This is a genomic window from Microvirga antarctica, assembly GCF_017921815.1.
GTDB classification, from domain to species: domain Bacteria; phylum Pseudomonadota; class Alphaproteobacteria; order Rhizobiales; family Beijerinckiaceae; genus Microvirga; species Microvirga antarctica.
In genome coordinates, this window is sequence record NZ_JAGEMM010000006.1 from 241686 (window position 1) to 258593 (window position 16908).

Consider the following 16908-nt stretch of genomic DNA (forward strand, 5'->3'; position numbering starts at 1 on the left):
CCGCCCGCTTGAACGGAGGCCTCCCCATGTCGGAGCACATCGTCAGTTCCTACGACAACGACCTGCAGGATCTGCGTCGCCGCATTTCCGAGATGGGCGGCATCGCCGAGAAGATGCTTGTCGATTCCATCGCGGCGCTGCTGCGCGGCGACCTGCCGCTGGCACAGACCGTCATCGCGTCTGACACGCGCCTCGACATTCTGCAGCGCGAGGTTGAAGAGAGCGCCATCCTCACGATCGCCCGGCGGCAGCCGCTCGCTGTCGACCTGCGCGAAACGATCTCGGCCATCCGCGTCTCCGGCGACGTCGAGCGCATCGGCGATCTCGCCAAGAACATCGCCAAGCGGGCCTTGGCCATCGGCGGCCAGCTCCAGCCGCAGAAGATCGCCGTCGGCGTGCAGCATATGAGCGATCTGGTTCTCGGGCAGCTCAAGGACGTGCTCGATTCCTACGCCCAGCAGGACACCATCAAGGCGGTCGACGTCTGGCGGCGTGACGGGGCTATCGATGCGCTCTATACATCGCTGTTTCGCGAACTGCTGACCTACATGATGGAAGATCCGCGCAACATCTCGTTCTGCACGCACCTTCTGTTCTGCGCCAAGAACATCGAGCGGATCGGCGATCACACGACCAATATCGCCGAAACGGTTCACTACCTTGTCACCGGCGAGACCCTGGCTATCGACCGGCCCAAGAACGACACGTCGATCGACGCCACCGCCGAGGTTGGAGCCTGACATGGGTCCGCGCGTTCTGATCGTCGAGGACGAAGAGCCCCTGACGTTGCTGCTGCGCTACAATCTCGAAGCCGAGGGCTACGAGGTCGACAGCGTCGCGCGGGGCGACGAGGCCGAGATCCGTCTTCGTGAACAGCTTCCTGATCTCGTTCTTCTCGACTGGATGCTGCCGGGATTGTCCGGAATCGAATTGTGCCGCCGCATTCGCGTGCGGCCCGAGACCGAGCGCATGCCCGTGATCATGCTGACGGCGCGCGGTGAGGAGGGCGATCGCATTCGCGGTCTTGCCACGGGTGCAGACGATTACATCGTCAAGCCGTTTTCGGTGCCGGAACTCCTGGCCCGGGTCCGTGCGCTTCTGCGCCGCGCCAAGCCGACCCATATCGCCACACTCCTCACAGCCGGCGACATGGAACTGGACCGCGAAACCCACCGCGCGCGCCGCGACGGCAAGGAACTGCATCTCGGTCCGACAGAGTTCCGCCTGCTCGAGTTCCTGATGCGCAGCCCCGGCCGGGTTTTCAGCCGCGAGCATCTGCTCAACGCTGTATGGGGCCATGACGTTTATATCGACGAACGCACGGTCGACGTGCATGTGGGCCGCCTGCGAAAGGCCATCAGCCTGCCGCGCAAGCCCGATCCCATCCGCACCGTACGGGGTGCCGGTTACTCCTTTGACGAGACCTTTGCCCGCGGCGAGTAGCAGCGACTAGCCGCGAGGCTCGCTGCGAGCGCGACGAACGTTGCCTTAGGGAGGCCGCTTTCACGCAACCAAGCCGGCGGTCGCAGATCTGCGCCATATCGTGGTGACCTGCCTGCGTAGAGCAGGCGCGACAGGAAATTCAGGGGTCAAGAAAACCGACACTGTGCGAAGCAGTCGACGCTCACGCGCGACCGCGAAGCTATTAAAGTGCTGCCGCGCGATGTCGGGCCGTTGCGCCCGACGTCGACCAGGCCTCAGCCGCGCGCGAACTTGCGTTCGCGCTTCCGGTCGGCCACCGGCTGATAGGCGATCCGCGCATGGTGATCGCAATAGGGCAGACCGCCAATTGAGCGGGCGCCACAGAAACGGAACTCTGCCTTGGTCGGATCACCCATCGGCCAGCGGCACATGGACTCACGCAGTTCCATGATGGTTACGCGCTCGGAGACGGGAACGCCGATCTCGTCATCTTCGACCGGCAAAACAGGCGCTTCGTGCACGACGGCCGGACGCGGAACTGGCGCAAGGACGACGTTGCTGCGGTTCTGTGGCGGAATGGCAACGGGTGCGCTCGGCGCGCGAGCGGCCTTGCGCGGCCGTTGAGCCGCCGCAGCCTTGTCCTTTTCCCGACCCGACAGACCCAGGCGATGCACTTTGCCGATCACTGCATTGCGCGTCACATTGCCCAACTCGGTGGCGATCTGGCTCGCACTCAAGCCATCGGTCCAGAGCTTCCTCAGAAGCTCCACTCGCTCGTCCGTCCAGGTCAGGCTCACGTCTGTCATTCTCAACTGCCTCCATCGGGGCCGCTCTAGCCAGGCTCGAATCCCTGATGCGCCGCGGTCAACGAGATTGCCGCGTCGCGAGGATCGCTCCTGGGGGTGAAAGCCGCCGCACGAATGTCGTACTCGACGGCCCCGAAGTTACTTGATCGGTGGACTCCGGCGCAAGAGTCCGCGGACAAGGGTTTCCGTTTTCCCCAGGGAACTGGCTTGCTCTGGAAATCTCCCGGCGATGGATAAGATCATTTCTCTTGAATTGACAGCCTTACGGGTCACATTAGAATCCATAGCTGCCGCCTCGCATTGGGCGGCGCTTTCTTTTTCGGGCCCATGCTTGATTTTGGGCCTATCCAGGCGGAGACGACCCGTGACATCGCCCTTGCTGCAGATCTTTGCGCGCGCTGATCTTTCCTTCGAGAAAGGAGAGGGGGCCTGGCTCGTGACCAGCGATGGGGAGCGATATCTCGATTTCGGCGCTGGGATCGCCGTCAACGCATTGGGTCACGCCCATCCCCATCTGGTCGAGGCGCTCACGACCCAGGCCGGCAAGCTGTGGCATACGTCCAATCTTTTCCACATTCCAGAGGGAGAGCGCCTTGCGCAGAGACTGGTGGATGCCAGTTTTGCCGATGTGGTGTTTTTCTCCAATTCCGGCGCCGAGGCGAACGAGGCGGCGATCAAGATCGCCCGCCGCTATCATTTCTCGAACGGCCATCCGGATCGTTACCGCATCATTACCTTCGAGGGCGCGTTTCACGGTCGCACGCTGGCGACGCTCGCGGCCGGCGGGCAGGCCAAATACCTGGAGGGCTTCGGTCCCAAGGTCGAAGGCTTCGATCAGGTTCCGCTAGGAGATATGGCGGCCCTGAAAGCGGCGATCGGCCCCGACACGGCCGCGCTGATGATCGAGCCGATCCAGGGGGAGGGGGGCGTGCGCGAAGTGCCGAACGCCTATCTCCAGGAATTGCGCGCGCTGTGCGACCAGCATGGCATTTTGCTCATCTTCGACGAGATCCAGACCGGCATCGGCCGGACCGGCAAACTCTTTGCCTATGAGAATACCGGCGTCACCCCCGACATCCTGGCTGCCGCCAAAGGGATCGGCGGCGGATTTCCCATGGGAGCGTGCCTGGCGACCAGCCGCGCCGCGAAAGGCATGACCTATGGGTCGCATGGGACAACCTTCGGCGGCAATCCCCTCGCCATGGCGGTGGGGAATGCCGTGCTCGACGTGGTGCTGGCGCCGGGCTTTCTCGAGGATGTCGAGCGCAAGGGCCTGCTGCTGAAGCAACGGCTCGCCTCCCTCATCGACCGGCATCCGACGATGATTGCGGAAATCCGCGGCCACGGGCTGATGATGGGGATCAAGACACGGGTGCCGAACACGGATTTCGTGACCGCGGCGCGCGATCAGAAGATCATCGTGATCGGGGCTGGCGACAACGTCGTTCGGCTACTGCCGCCGCTGATCGTCTCCGATGCCGAGATCGCCGAGGCGGTTGACCGGCTCGACGCGACCTGTGCGGCGCTCGAATCCGAGCAAGCGGCCAAAGCGGCGCCGGGAGCAGCCCTATGACCACCCGTCACTTTCTCGATCTTAGCGACCTCTCGGGCCAGCAGATCCGCCATGTTCTCGATGTGGGCTCAGCCATCAAGGCCAAGCGTCGCAAAGGCGAACGGTCGGTCGACCGGCCTCTCGAGGGCAAGGTGCTGGCGATGGTCTTCGACAAGCCCTCCACCCGCACGCGGGTGTCGTTCGATGTGGGCATGCGGGAACTCGGTGGCGAGACTTTGATGCTCACCGGCCGCGAGATGCAGCTTGGCCGTGGCGAGACCATCGCCGATACGGCGCGGGTGCTGTCTCGCTATGTCGATGCGATCATGATCCGCACGCTTGATCACGCAATGGTCACGGAACTTGCTGAAAACGCATCGATTCCCGTGATCAATGGCCTGACCAAGATGACCCATCCCTGCCAGATCATGGCGGATGTGATGACCTACGAGGAGCATCGCGGACCGATCAAGGGCCGCACGGTCGCCTGGACCGGCGACGCCAACAACGTGCTCGCCTCATGGGTTCACGCGGCCGCGCGGCTGGATTTCCGATTGACCATCGCGTCCCCGCCGGAACTCGCGCCGCGCCCCGAGCTTCTGGCATGGGCGAAGAAAGAAGGGGCCGACATCACGGTGACGACGGATGCATTCGAGGCGGCCGATGGGGCGCATGCCATTGTGACGGATTGCTGGGTCTCGATGGGCGACGAGGATGAGTTCCGTCGTCACAATTTGCTGAAGCCTTACCAGGTCAATGCCACGCTTATGGGCGTCGCCGACAAGGACGCGATCTTCATGCATTGCCTGCCAGCCCATCGCGGCGAAGAGGTCACCGACGATATCATGGACGGACCACGCTCTGTGGTGTTCGATGAAGCCGAAAATCGGCTCCATGCCCAGAAGGGAATTCTTGCCTGGTGCCTGGGAGCGGCGGAAGCATGAGCGGCGCACCTTTCGAGGGCGCAGACGATGTGGTGCTGCCATTCGCGGTGGAGCCGCTGGACATCCGCGGAAAGATTGTCCGACTGGGAACATCGATCGACACCATCATCGCCCGTCACGGCTATCCTGACGCCGTTTCGCGCGTGCTGGGCGAAGCCGCGGCCCTGACGGTGCTGCTCGGGTCATCGTTGAAGTTCCAGGGCCGTTTCCAGCTCCAGACCAAGACCGACGGACCGATCGAGATGATCGTCGTCGATTTCGATGCGCCGGATCGTCTTCGCGCGACTGCGCGGTTCGACCAGGAGCGGCTGGATGCCGCGTTGGCCGCAGCACCAAAGACCGGCGATCTGATCGGATCGGGCTATCTCGCCATGACCATCGACCAGGGCACCGATCAGAGCCGGTATCAGGGCGTGGTGGCCCTTGAGGGTCAGGGCTTCGAAGAAGCAGCGCACGAGTATTTCCGGCAATCCGAGCAGATTCCGACCCGCGTTCGCCTCGCGGTCGCCGAACAGTTCGAGAACGGCACCCGTACCTACCGGGCAGGCGGCCTGATGGTGCAGTTCCTGCCGACGTCGCCCGAACGGATCCGGCAGGCCGATCTGTCGCCCGGCGACATCCCCGAGGGCCATGCCGCAAGCGAAGCGGACCCCGTGTCGGAGGATGATGCGTGGGCCGAGGCGAAAGCTCTCGTTCAGACCGTCGAAGACCATGAATTGATCGATCCCACTGTCTCCAGCGAGCGCCTTCTCTATCGGCTTTTCCACGAGCGTGGCGTGCGCGTCTTCGAGGGCCAGAGCGTACACGAGGAATGCCGCTGCTCGGAGAGCCGGGTGATGTCGATGATGCGCCGCTTTGCGCCGGACGATCGCCGCGACATGGTCGGGGACAACGGCCGCATCGGCATCACGTGCGAATTCTGTTCGCGCTTCTACGATCTCGATCCCGTGGCCGTCGAAGCGGAAATCGCCCGCGCGGAAGCCGAGTCCGAGTGAGCCGGTCGTCTGTTGCGGGCGTTATGCTCCGATCAGGCTGCGCGTTTCGGCGCAGGTCGCCGCAAGACGTCGCATGAAGGCCGTCCCGGCTTCGATCTGGTCCAGCGTAATGTACTCGTCCGCCTGATGGGCCTGGTTGATGGAGCCTGGACCGCAGACCACGGTTGGAATGCCCGCCTGCTGATAGTGCCCCGCCTCCGTCCCGAAGGGGACCGTCTGCGTGCGGTTGCGCCCTGCCAGGCGCAGCGCCAGCGCCTCGGCGGCTGACCCCGGCGCCGGCGCAAGCCCTGGTACGGCCACAGCAAGCGTCGTCTCGATGCGGCCGAAATCGCCGAAGCGGTTGAGGCGCCGGAGCGCCACCTCTGATGCGTAATGATCGAGCCGGTTCGGGATCTCCTGCGGATCGAGGCTTGGCAGCCCGCGAAACTCCCACTGGAAACTGCAGAACTTGGAGATGATGTTGCGCGCGGTGCCGCCGGCGATCGTCCCCACATGCACGGTCGTGTAGGGCGGATCGAACCGCCCGCTCGGATCCCCGCGCTCCATCATTTCGTCGGCGATCCGGTTCAACTCCCCGATGAGATCGGCCGCCGTCATGACCGCACTGGCGCCGAGATACGGCTTTGAGGAATGCGCCTCGAAGCCGTGGACGTCGGTCGTGAACGTGACGACGCTTTTATGCGCATCGACCACTTCCAGTTCGGTCGGCTCGCCGACGATGGCGACTTTCGGCAGCGGCAGTTCGCGCCCGAACTGGCGGATTGCGCCCATCACGCCGAGACAGGTCGTCTCCTCGTCGTAGGAAAGCATGAGGTGAATGGGAATTGTCAGATCGGCGGCGAGAAATTCCGGCACGAGCGCCAGAGCGATGGCCAGAAACGCCTTCATGTCGACGGCGCCCCGGCCATAGGCCCTGCCGTGATCGATCCTCAGTGTGAACGGGTCAGAGGTCCAGCTCTGCCCGGTGACGGGAACGACATCCGTGTGGCCTGACAGAACGATGCCGCCCCGATCCCGGGGGCCGATCGTGGCGTAGAGCGCAGCCTTTTTGCCGGTCTCGTTCGGCAAGCGAAGAACCGGAATGCCCCAGCCCGAGAGATACTCCTCGACGAACGCAATGAGCGGCAGATTGGATTTTGCGCTTTCGGTATCGAACGACACGAGCTTGGCCAACATGTCGAGCGGTGTGAAAGACTGACCTACGGCGGACATGACGACCTCAATGGACCACACGCCTGGCCTGGGGAATGTCGAGTGAGAAAAGGGGTATTTCGGCGACGAACGTCTCGCCGGCGTCGGTCTCCATGATGTAATTGCCCTGCATCGTGCCGCTTCTGGTCTGCAAGGGACATCCGCTCGTATAGCTGAAGCTCTCGCCCGGCCCCAGGATCGGCTGCTCCCCGACGACGCCGGGACCGCGAACCTCCTGGACCTGGCCGCGATCGTCCATGATGCGCCAGTAGCGTGAGCGCAGCTGCACCCGCTCCGAGCCGGTGTTTACGATTTCGACTGTGTAGGCAAAGAAATAGCGTTCTTCCTTTGGGGACGATTCTTCCGGCATGTAGCGCGGCGCAACCGTCACGCTGATGTCCCGGGTCACGGCCTTGTACATCGGTATCTCTCGAGAACGCTCGTCTGGTACAATCGTCCTGACGTGGTAGGACGGCGCATGCGTGCCGTCAATCGAACGCCGGAACCCCGCCTGTCTAGGGTCCTGATGAGGCGACGTTAGGGCAACGGCCGGCGCAGTGGCGATGCCCCTTGGCCCAGGTGGCGCTTCTAAGCTAGGGAGAGGGGTCAAACCGGAAGAGACCTCATGATTGCCTTGAAGGACGGGATTCAATCGGCCGATACCATCGAGCGTCTTGCCGCGGCAGGCGTGATCCGGTCGGACCGTCCGTTCGCGTCGGACCAGGTCCAGCCGGCAAGCCTCGATCTGCGCCTCGGCAACCGCGCCTATCGGGTGCGCGCCAGTTTTCTGCCCGGTCGCAACCACACGGTTCGCGACCGCCTCGTTCAGCTGAGCTATCACGAGATCGACCTGACGGCAGGGGCGATCCTCGAGACAGGCAGCGTCTACATCGCGGAATTGCAGGAGAGTCTTTATCTCCCGCCGGATCTCTCTGCCGCCGCCAACCCGAAAAGCTCCACCGGCCGGATCGACGTCTTTACCCGGGTCATCACTGACCGTTCGCAGGAATTCGATACCATCGGGGCCGGCTACCAGGGTCAGCTTTTCGCCGAAATCTCGCCGCGCACTTTTCCCGTGCTCGTGCGGACCGGCACGCGGCTGTCGCAGCTGCGACTGCGCAAGGGCGTGGTGCGGATCAGCGACGACGAACTCCATGCACTCCATGCCCGCGAGCGGGTCGTGACCTCCGCCGAACCCTCGATCCAGGATGGCGTCGCCGTGAGCGTGGATCTGGCAGGCTTCGGCGCCGATCACCTCATTGGCTACCGCGCCAAGCGTCATACCGGACTGGTGGACGTGGACAAGGCGGGCGCCTGCGCGGTGGCGGATTTCTGGGAGCCCCTCTACGCCAATCCCGGCCGCACGCTGATCCTCGACCCCGGCCAGTTCTACATCCTGGCCTCGAAGGAAGCGGTCCACGTGCCGCCTGATTTTGCGGCCGAAATGGTCCCGTTCGATCCGCTGGTGGGCGAATTCCGCGTCCACTACGCGGGCTTTTTCGATCCCGGTTTCGGTCATGCGGCCGCAGGCGGCGAGGGCTCGCGCGCCGTTCTCGAGGTCCGCTCGCGGGACGTGCCCTTCATCCTTGAGGACGGGCAGATTGTGGGTCGGCTCGTCTACGAGCACATGGCCGAGAGACCCCGGGTGCTCTATGGGGCAGGCGTGGGGTCGAATTACCAAGCCCAGAGCCTGAAACTCTCCAAGCATTTCCGCTAGTCGACTGCACGACGACCGGCAGTCGGGTCGGGATAAGGCGGAGTGTCGTGTCTGGCCTTTATCCCTCACGCTTCCCATCGGACGTCAGATCGACAAGGCTCGCCCGGTTACCACCGGCTCGCTTGGCGCGATAGCAGCCGAAATCGGCCCGTTTGAGAATGTCGTCAAAGGCGTCGGAGCTGCGAAACGGCGCAATTCCGATGCTCGCCCCGACCGAGAAGGTCATGCGATCCCAGTCGAGCGGAGCCTGGCTGACGGCCTCAATGAGACGGTTGGCGATCCGCTCGGCTTGCGCGGCCCCGCAATCGACGAGAAGCAGGCCGAACTCGTCGCCTCCCAGGCGCGCAATGGTATCCGATGAGCGACCGAGGCGGTTCATGGCCAGGCTCACTTGCCGCAGCAGGGCATCTCCGGCCGCATGCCCGGCCGTGTCGTTCACGTTCTTGAAGTCATCGAGATCGATGTAGCACAGCGCATGCGATCGGGGTTGCTGGCCATCTTCGGCGACGAGAATGCGGCGAAGCGCTTCCTCGAAGGCGCGCCGGTTCGGCAAACCGGTCAGGGGGTCGTGGTTGGCGAGGTAGCCGAGTTCAGACACAAGCGAGTCACGCTCCGCCTCCGCCTCCCGCTGGGCGGTGACATCCTGAATCTGGCTGATCACGACGGTCTCGGCTCCGTCCTCCCGCAAGTGTACACCCGAGTAGACGATCGATCGTCGGGACCCATCCCGGCGGATGAACAGCATTTCGGTTTCGACCGCCGCGACAGCACCGGCGACGAGCTGGCCAATCGTGTTCATGGCCTTCGCGCGGTCCGCCGGGTCTATCACGTCCCAGAGTGCGCGACCGACCAGATCGCCGGCCGTATAGCCGAGGATCCGGCAGAAGGCCGCGTTCACCTCCCGGAACGATCCGTCTTCGGCATTGATGCTCATGCCGACGGGAGAGCGGTCGATCACAGCGCGGAAGCGCTGCTCTTCGGCCCGCGCCACGGCCTCGGCTGCCTGAAGCTGCCGCTGCTCCTGACGGAAGGCGCTGATGTCGAAGTGGACGCAGGTCTTCTCGCCGTCCATCGAACGCTGCTCGATGATGCGGACCCAGCGATCCTCCGGGAGGGGAATTTCAAATGCCACACCGGCAAACCGCTGCTCTTCCCGCAGCACAGGCAGGACCTGCCGGTCGAAGGTTTCCTCGCCGCCTTCGATCTGTTGCCATACTCCCCGCAGAACCTCGGCGAAAGTCCGACCGCTGATAGCGTCCTGGGTGGACAACCGGTAGAGCGTCCGGAACTGGTCGTTGAAAGTCAGGATTTTTCCGCCGCGGTCGAGGACGACAATGGCATCGGGAAGACTGTTGTAGGGCGTCAAATGGGCCAGATCGGCCGGCGTGCTGCGGCCTCTCTGAGGGGCCTCGCCGTCCACAAGCGGCGGCGGGACTTCCGTCCAGATCCTCACCCGTCCGACGTCGGGGAGCGTGTGGACGGCAACACGGACCCAGCGGCCGTGATGCTCGAAGATATACGGCCGCTGCTGCGACCGATGGCGGGCCAAGCCCCGTTCAATATACTCGTCGATGAACGGTATTTCGTCGCGCTCAAGTCGGCTCTCGTAGAACCGCCTCAAATTAAGCCGGTAATGCTCGCCCACCGAGATCCTGCCTCGGTGATCGGGAAAGAACAGGAGGAACGTGTCGTTCCAGAGGAGTGTTTTGTCCCGACCGTCAAAGATGCACACCGCGATCCCCAGGCTGTCGAGCAGGCTGGCGATCGTACCGTAGCGATGATTCACAAAAGCGGTCAGGCTTTCGAAGTCGCGCTCTGTCTCGTTCGTTGGCGCCATCGATCCCTCAAGTCAGAGCAGTCTTTCAACCAAGAAGCATCGACGCGGCAAAACGTTGCGCCGATCTTTGTCAAAACAGCAGGAGAGGCCACCTAGCCTTGCGATTCGTGGCAGGAATCGGGGTCCGTGTGAACTGCAAATGCACTTGTCGGGCGCCCTGACCCTTGCGGGCTCCAAAAGTCCCGCCGCGGCCGTTTTCCGAGGGCGTGAATAATTCCGCACGGGGCGGCTCGCGTACCGCACGATGGACATCTATCGCCGTACTCACGCTGGGGCGGCCAAGGGCCCGGCGAACGTGAGACGTCTGGATCCGGAGACCAGGAATGTCGAGCCCGCTTCCCTAACCGTTCCTGCCGGGTCCGCTGTTCCCGCTTGGTCCTCTGCATGAGCGTCTGCCGGAAAAGGCCACAACAGCACCGTTTATGATCGCATGACCGGTTCGCGGCAGCGCCCGCGCTGATCGGCAGGCTTGACGACCGCCCCCCAAACCATTGTAAACACGGAGCTGCGCGGGCGTAGTTCAGAGGTAGAACGTCAGCTTCCCAAGCTGAATGTCGTGGGTTCGATTCCCATCGCCCGCTCCACTCTCTCCCCAGCAAGCCAGGTTTTTGGTCTCAGACGGCCAGATAGCGCTGCTGGAGATCGGCCTGTGCGTCGAACTCGGCCCATGTTCCCGAGAAGACGATGACGCCGCTGTCGATGAGATAGAGGCGTTCCGTGCAGGTGCGGGCAAACCGCACATTCTGTTCGGCGATCAGGCAGGCGGTTCCGTTGGCGGCCCGGAAGGCGTTGATCTGGCGCGCCAGATCCTCGACGATCACCGGGGCAAGTCCTTCCGTCGGCTCGTCGAGCAACAGGCAGTCCGGCCGCCCGTAGATGGCCCGCGCGATGGCCAGAAGCTGCTGCTGGCCGCCGCTCAGCTCGAACCCGCGTCGGGTCTGGAGATCGCGCAGCAGCGGAAAGAACCCGAAAATGTCCTCGAGCGTATAGGGCGGCCGATCGGCGCGCGCCGCATGGCCGCCCATGGCGATGTTTTCGGCGACGGTGAGGTGGGGATAGATGCGCCGGTCTTCCGGCACGAAACCGAGACCCCGTCGCGCGCGCGCGAAGGACGGCAGCCCGGTGATGTCCTCGCCCCTCAGGCGGATGGGCCCATCGACGCGCGGACCGCCGTTCATGATGCTCTTGAATAAGGTCGACTTGCCGACGCCGTTGCGGCCGAGGATAGCGACGCCTTCGCCGTCCCCGATCGTGATGGAGACGTTCTGGACGATGTGGCTGTCGCCGTAGAAGGCGTCGAGCGGACCGACGTCAAGCATGGACAGGCTCCGATCCGAGATAGATTTCACGCACCATTGGATCGTCCCGCACCTGCGCGGGCGTTCCCGTGACGACCATGGCGCCCTGGTGCAGAACCGCGACCCGGGAGGCGAGACCGAAGACGACCTCCATGTCGTGCTCCGTCAGCACGATGGTCATGCCGTGGCGTTCCTTGATGGCGGCGATCAATTCAGTGGCGGCGCGACGATCCGACGGAGACATGCCCGCCGTCGGCTCGTCGAGCATGAGAACGCGCGGGCGAAGGGCCAGGCTCATGGCCAGTTCCAAGCGCTTCTTGTCGCCATGTGAGAGGAGGCGCGCGATCTCATGGCGTTTGTCGATGAGCCCCACTTCAAGCAGGGTGTCTTCGACGATATCGCGGGTCTCGCGCGAGGGTTTGCAGGCCAGGCCCCGGGTGACCGGTTGGCCCGCATTGCGGTGATAGGCCTCGATGGCGATCACTACATTCTCATCCGTCGTCAGGTCCGGGAACACACGGGCCACCTGAAACGACCGGCCGAAGCCGAGGCGGACGCGCTTCCACTCGGGCATGCGCGTCACATCCAGATCCTTGAAGGTCACCGTTCCCCGGTCGGCGAACACCTCGCCGCTCAGCACCTTGAACAGCGTCGTCTTGCCGGCACCGTTCGGGCCGATCACCGCAAAGGTGTCGCCCTCGGCAACAGAGACATCGACGTCCTTGAGAACCTTGACCGACGGATAATCCTTGACGATCTTGGTCGCCACCAGAAGCGGCGTTCCGCCCTGTCTTGCTGCGGTCATCGTGCGAGCTCCGGTTTTGCCGCGACGGCCGGTTTGCCGGCCATGCGCTTGCCCAGGCGGGACAACCCGCCGAGCAGCCCACCCGGAAACGCCAGGACGATCAGCAGCAGAATGCATCCGACGACGATCTCGGACAGGCCGTGCAGCGTGCGTGTGCCATATTCGAGAACCGCAAAGCACAGCGCGCCAACGACCGGACCCCAGAAGCTCTGCACGCCGCCGAGAAGCGTGTAAAGAATGGGCCTGGCCGAGAACGTCCAGTGGGCGATTTCGGGGGTGAGCAATTGCAGCCACGGCCCATACAGCGCCCCTGCGATCGCCGTGGTGCCCGACGCGATTGCAAACGATCTCAGGCGGTATCCCTGAACGTTGATGCCGAGGAAAGCCGCGCGTTCCGGGTCCTGCTGGATGCTCTTGAAGACGCGGCCCATGCTGCCATGCACGACCCACCACAAGCCGATGGCGAGCAGCGTGCACATGGCGATCATGAAGTAGTAGTAGTTGTCTCCCCTGGCGAGATCGATGGTGGTCAAACCGAGCGACAGAAGAGGCCGCCGGATCCCCGTCAAGCCATCCTCCTGGCCGAGGGACGGCGTATAGGAGAGCAGCAGATAGACGATCTGGCTGAGCGCCAGAGACAGGATGGCGAAATACACACCGACAGAACGCCGCAGCGCGATCATTCCGACGACGAGCGCCACGAGCGCTCCCAGCACGCCGGCGCCTGCAAAGAGCAGTAGCGGATGAAGCTGGGGGAACATCTTTGCCGTCCATGCAAACGCATAGCCGCCGATGGCGAAGAAGGAGGCGTGGCCGAAGCTGACGAGACCGGTCTGGCCGAACATCAGGTTCCAGCTCAGACCGAAGACGACATGCAGCGCCAGCGTGCCGGCGACGAACACGATGCCCTTGTTGGCAACGAACGGCAGCGACACGAGAACCGCCAGGGCCACAGCAGCGATCAGGGCGTCACGACGCCAGGTGCTGCCATTGATGGTGCTGCCATTGGTCGAAGAGGTCATAGGCGCGCTCCCGCGATCAATCCCTGGGGCCGCGCGAGAAGCATGACCGCCATGGCAACATAGAAGAAGATTCCGGGGACCTGCGAGAACACGATCGATCCATAGGAATCGATCACGCAGAGCAGGATTGAGGCCAGGAACGCGCCCCGGATATTGCCCATGCCGCCCACGATCAGAACGCCGAAGGCCTGCACCACGAACACACTCGCCAGATTGGGCGACAAGGTCTGATTGGGGAGCAGAAGGCCGCCGGCGAGGCCCGCGAGGAAGAAGCCGATGACGACGATCCAGGCGTAGAACCGCGGCACATTGATGCCGAGCATGCCGGCCATCCAGGGATCGCTCGCCAGCGATTTCATGAGCTTGCCGACGGCCGTATGCTGGAGAATCCATTCGAGGACGGCGTAGCACAGGACGCCCAACGCAATGATGAAGATCGCAAAGACCGGCATCACGAGATCGCCGACCACCACCGCGCTGCCCAATGCGCTGGGAGTCGTGGCGCTGTGAAACGACACACCCCAGATCGCCTTCACGGCGCCCTCTGAGATGAGCAGCAGCGCATAGGTGGCAATCAGCGAATAGGCCTCATCCACGTGCTGGAGCCGCCGGAAGATCAGGCGCTCGACGACAAGGCCGCAGAACCCCACGGCGATGCCGGCCGCGATGCTGACCAGAAGATACGAAGCGATCGACATGTCGCCGCCGATCAAGCGGACGAGGGTGAACGCCAGGTAGGCGCCCAGCATGAAGAACCCGCCATGGGCGAAGTTCAGGATGCGCAGGATGCCGAAAATCAGTGTCAGGCCGGTGGCGAAAAGGAAGACCACCATGGCCGAGAAGAGCCCGTTGAAGAGAGGGCTGAGAAATTCCGCAAGCACGATTGTTCACCTGTCCGTCGACCTGCCGGCTCTTCGCCGGCAGGTCTTGAGAGGGAATGCAACTTGGAGAGTCCGAGCCTTGGCTCAGCCCTTTTTGTTGTAGAGGAACTTGAGCGGCTGACCGGGAGCCGGAGCCTCGCTGAGGCCCTCATCCTTGATCACCTTGAAGTCGGTGATCTTCCAGCCCTGCTCGGTGTCATCGGGGCCGAACTGCACGAAGTTGATGTCGCAGATCGCCTGGTGATCTTCCTTGCGGATCTTGCGCATGCCCTTGCAGGAATCGAACTCGAGGCCCTCGAGTGCGGCGATCACCTTGTCGGTGTCGGTGCTGCCGGCCTTCTGGATGGCATTTGCATAGGCAAGCACCGAAGTATGGGCTTCGCCCACATAGCCTGCAGGATATTTGTCGCCGGTCATCTTCACGTAGGCGTCATAGAGATCGTCGTTGATCTTCTGGCCCTTGTAGGCGCCGTAGAACCAGTGGAAGCCCGACCACAGGCCGGGCGGGGTGTTCTTGCCCATCGCCTGCGCGATGATGAACTCGCTGCCGGGATCGACCAGGACCTTGAACTTCTTGGTCAACCCATAGGCTGCTGCTTGTCCGAACATGGTCACCGCATCGCCGCCATAGACGCCGCAATAGAGCCCTTCGGACTTGCTGCGCATGAGCTGCGCGATATCGTTCTTGTAATCGGTGGCGCCGAACTTGGCCCAGATCGCATCCGTGATCTTGGGGTCCTTCTTGTTCAGCTCCGGATAGAACTGCAGCATGCCGTCGACGAACGAATCCCAGTTCGATGTGCCGATGGCCGTCTGCGGATTAATGGCCGTCCAATCCGACACTGCCGGGTAATCGCCTGCCACCAGTTTGGCCAACGCGCGCTGGCGCGAATAGGCGTGGTCGGCGGTGCGGAAGACGTTGGGGCTGAACTGGTCGTGTGTGAGTTCGTTGGCGGCCGCGGCCGACACCACGAGCACCGACTTGTCGGCCTGGAGGGTCGGCGCGATGGCCAGCGCCACGCCGCTCGACAACACGCCGAGCATGAGGTTCACGCCGTTGCCGGAGAGGTCCTTGGCGGCGGCGACGCCAGCAGCAGGCGCTGCCTTGTCGTCACGGGTCACCAGTTCGATCTTGCGACCGAGCACGCCGCCGGCCTGATTGATCTGATTGACCGCGATGGTCGCGCCGGCAAGCTGATAGCGCCCGATGACCTCCTGCGAGCCACTGAGCGGCGAGATCAGTCCGAGGCGGATCGGCTGCCCTTGAGCAAAGCTCGGACGCGTGAAGCTCCCGAAGGCGCTTGCTGCTCCGAAAACGGCCAGCGATTTGGTGATTTGGCGTCGTGAGAAATCGTTCGACATGGTTCCCTCCTTTTATTTATCTATCTAACGGTAGTTAGCTTTTGGGGCCGGTCAACGGCTATTCGTGGGCGAGCAGGCCCCGTTACTCTGCGTAGACTCCTGCGCTGAGAAGAGCGTTTGATCCGAGATCCGCTCCCTGGCGATTGGTGTAGTAGCCCGCGCACAATCCCCCATCGACCGGCACCAGCGCGCCGGTGACGTAGGAGGCGGAATCGGACAGCAGAAAGAGAACCACGGCGGCGATTTCCTCCGGCTGCGCCATGCGGCCGAGGGGCGTGCGGTTCACGAGCACGTCCTCAAGATAGCGCGGCGGAATCCCCTTGCGGACGAGCGGTGTGTCGACGCCGTTTGGCGCGACGGCGTTGACGCGGATGCCGCGCCGTCCCCATTCGATCGCCAGGACGTCCGTCAGCCCGGTGATGCCGAATTTGGACGAGCAGTAATTGGCCCGGCCGGCCGAGCCGCCGAGCGAATTGACGGACGCGATATTGACGATCGCGCCGCGCCCGTGGGCGAGCATGCGCCGCCCTGCCGACTGGCAGGACAGGAACATGCCTTTGAGATTGGTGTCGACCACAAGATCCCAGGTCGCCTCGTCCATGGATTCGGCAGGCGAGGGCCGTGAGAGGCCGGCGGCGGTCACGAGGCCGGTGATGGGGCCGAAGGCCGCCTCCAGCGTGGCGACCGCGTTTTCCGTCGCGTCGGCATCGCGCACGTCGAAGGGGAGAGCGATGGCCTTGCCACCCTCGGCGGCAATCGCGGACACGATGGCTTGTGCGGCGTCGGTCGCGATGTCGCCAATCCCGACGGCCGCGCCAGCCTTCGACAATGCCCGCGCGGTCGCTTCTCCGATGCCGGAGGCCGCGCCGGTAACCAGCACGGTGGACCCGGTGAAGTCGAAACGAGCGTCACTCGACGTTGGCCGCATGGACAATTCTTCTCACCTGCAGGACATCGAGGGTTGCTGGACAGCGTCATTTCATGACTGTTGCATAATCTAACATTCGTTAGATATTTAAGTCAATGACAGCTTGGCTTCACGATTGGCCAATTCCGCTGCCCGGGAGAGACTGCTC

General features: G+C 63.4%; 16 protein-coding genes and 1 tRNA gene. 7 read left to right on the forward strand and 10 right to left on the reverse strand.

Annotation, left to right across the window (positions count from 1 at the left end; genetic code table 11):
• The first annotated feature begins 26 nt into the window (after positions 1-26).
• Both phoU and phoB read left to right on the forward strand, forming a co-directional pair.
• A complete protein-coding gene (phoU, locus tag J4G32_RS17695) occupies positions 27-740 on the forward strand; it encodes a phosphate signaling complex protein PhoU (protein WP_210496831.1) in 714 nt (237 codons plus the stop codon).
• A 1-nt stretch (position 741) separates the two neighbouring features.
• Positions 742-1443, forward strand: a complete 702-nt coding sequence (gene phoB / locus J4G32_RS17700; protein ID WP_210496832.1) for a phosphate regulon transcriptional regulator PhoB — start codon at positions 742-744, stop codon at positions 1441-1443.
• Positions 1444-1697: 254 nt separating this feature from the next.
• Here phoB and J4G32_RS17705 read toward each other — a convergent pair whose 3' ends face one another.
• Positions 1698-2228 (reverse strand): GcrA family cell cycle regulator, encoded by a 531-nt coding sequence (locus J4G32_RS17705; RefSeq protein WP_210496833.1) that lies wholly within the window; start codon positions 2226-2228, stop codon positions 1698-1700.
• Between the two features lie 364 nt (positions 2229-2592).
• On the opposite strand from J4G32_RS17705, the gene J4G32_RS17710 reads away from it, so the two are divergent.
• The 3 genes from J4G32_RS17710 to J4G32_RS17720 are packed head-to-tail and all read left to right on the forward strand — an operon-like array spanning position 2593 to position 5719.
• Entirely contained in the window at positions 2593-3801 is a 1209-nt protein-coding gene (locus tag J4G32_RS17710; protein ID WP_210496834.1) for an aspartate aminotransferase family protein, read from the forward strand.
• Positions 3798-4724: an ornithine carbamoyltransferase gene (argF, locus tag J4G32_RS17715; RefSeq protein WP_210496835.1), complete on the forward strand. Its 927-nt coding sequence runs from the start codon at positions 3798-3800 to the stop codon at positions 4722-4724. The genes J4G32_RS17710 and argF overlap by 4 nt, the downstream gene beginning before the upstream one ends.
• Positions 4721-5719, forward strand: a complete 999-nt coding sequence (locus J4G32_RS17720; protein WP_210496836.1) for an Hsp33 family molecular chaperone — start codon at positions 4721-4723, stop codon at positions 5717-5719. Before argF ends, J4G32_RS17720 begins: the two co-directional genes overlap by 4 nt.
• Before the next feature lie 21 nt (positions 5720-5740).
• On the opposite strand, the gene argE is transcribed toward J4G32_RS17720, so the two are convergent.
• Together argE and apaG are read right to left on the reverse strand one after the other, a co-directional pair.
• A complete protein-coding gene (gene argE / locus J4G32_RS17725) occupies positions 5741-6931 on the reverse strand; it encodes an acetylornithine deacetylase (protein WP_210496837.1) in 1191 nt (396 codons plus the stop codon).
• A gap of 7 nt (positions 6932-6938) precedes the next feature.
• Positions 6939-7331 carry a Co2+/Mg2+ efflux protein ApaG gene (gene apaG, locus J4G32_RS17730; RefSeq protein WP_210496838.1) on the reverse strand — a complete coding sequence of 131 codons (393 nt, stop codon included), beginning with the start codon at positions 7329-7331 and terminating at the stop codon, positions 6939-6941.
• Positions 7332-7535: 204 nt separating this feature from the next.
• Between apaG and J4G32_RS17735 the strand changes: the two genes are divergently transcribed.
• Positions 7536-8627 (forward strand): 2'-deoxycytidine 5'-triphosphate deaminase, encoded by a 1092-nt coding sequence (locus J4G32_RS17735; RefSeq protein WP_210496839.1) that lies wholly within the window; start codon positions 7536-7538, stop codon positions 8625-8627.
• Between the two features lie 58 nt (positions 8628-8685).
• Here the strand turns inward: J4G32_RS17735 and J4G32_RS17740 are convergent, their stop codons facing one another.
• Positions 8686-10464, reverse strand: a complete 1779-nt coding sequence (locus J4G32_RS17740) for a diguanylate cyclase domain-containing protein (protein WP_210496840.1) — start codon at positions 10462-10464, stop codon at positions 8686-8688.
• Positions 10465-10973: 509 nt separating this feature from the next.
• Here J4G32_RS17740 and J4G32_RS17745 point away from each other — a divergent pair.
• A tRNA-Gly gene (locus J4G32_RS17745) sits at positions 10974-11048 on the forward strand.
• Positions 11049-11078: 30 nt separating this feature from the next.
• Here the strand turns inward: J4G32_RS17745 and J4G32_RS17750 are convergent.
• The 6 genes from J4G32_RS17750 to J4G32_RS17775 all read right to left on the reverse strand — a co-directional run bounded on the left by J4G32_RS17750 (position 11079) and on the right by J4G32_RS17775 (position 16760).
• Positions 11079-11783, reverse strand: coding sequence for an ABC transporter ATP-binding protein (locus tag J4G32_RS17750; RefSeq protein ID WP_210496841.1), 705 nt, complete (start codon positions 11781-11783; stop codon positions 11079-11081).
• Positions 11776-12567: an ABC transporter ATP-binding protein gene (locus tag J4G32_RS17755; protein ID WP_210496842.1), complete on the reverse strand. Its 792-nt coding sequence runs from the start codon at positions 12565-12567 to the stop codon at positions 11776-11778. Before J4G32_RS17755 ends, J4G32_RS17750 begins: the two co-directional genes overlap by 8 nt.
• On the reverse strand, positions 12564-13589 hold the full coding sequence (locus tag J4G32_RS17760) for a branched-chain amino acid ABC transporter permease (RefSeq protein ID WP_210496843.1): 1026 nt from the start codon (positions 13587-13589) through the stop codon (positions 12564-12566). Before J4G32_RS17760 ends, J4G32_RS17755 begins: the two co-directional genes overlap by 4 nt.
• A complete protein-coding gene (locus tag J4G32_RS17765) occupies positions 13586-14470 on the reverse strand; it encodes a branched-chain amino acid ABC transporter permease (RefSeq protein WP_210496844.1) in 885 nt (294 codons plus the stop codon). The genes J4G32_RS17760 and J4G32_RS17765 overlap by 4 nt, the downstream gene beginning before the upstream one ends.
• 84 nt (positions 14471-14554) lie before the next feature.
• Positions 14555-15832: an ABC transporter substrate-binding protein gene (locus J4G32_RS17770; RefSeq protein ID WP_210496845.1), complete on the reverse strand. Its 1278-nt coding sequence runs from the start codon at positions 15830-15832 to the stop codon at positions 14555-14557.
• 82 nt (positions 15833-15914) lie between these two features.
• Positions 15915-16760 carry an SDR family NAD(P)-dependent oxidoreductase gene (locus tag J4G32_RS17775; RefSeq protein ID WP_210496846.1) on the reverse strand — a complete coding sequence of 282 codons (846 nt, stop codon included), beginning with the start codon at positions 16758-16760 and terminating at the stop codon, positions 15915-15917.
• Positions 16761-16908 lie beyond the last annotated feature (148 nt).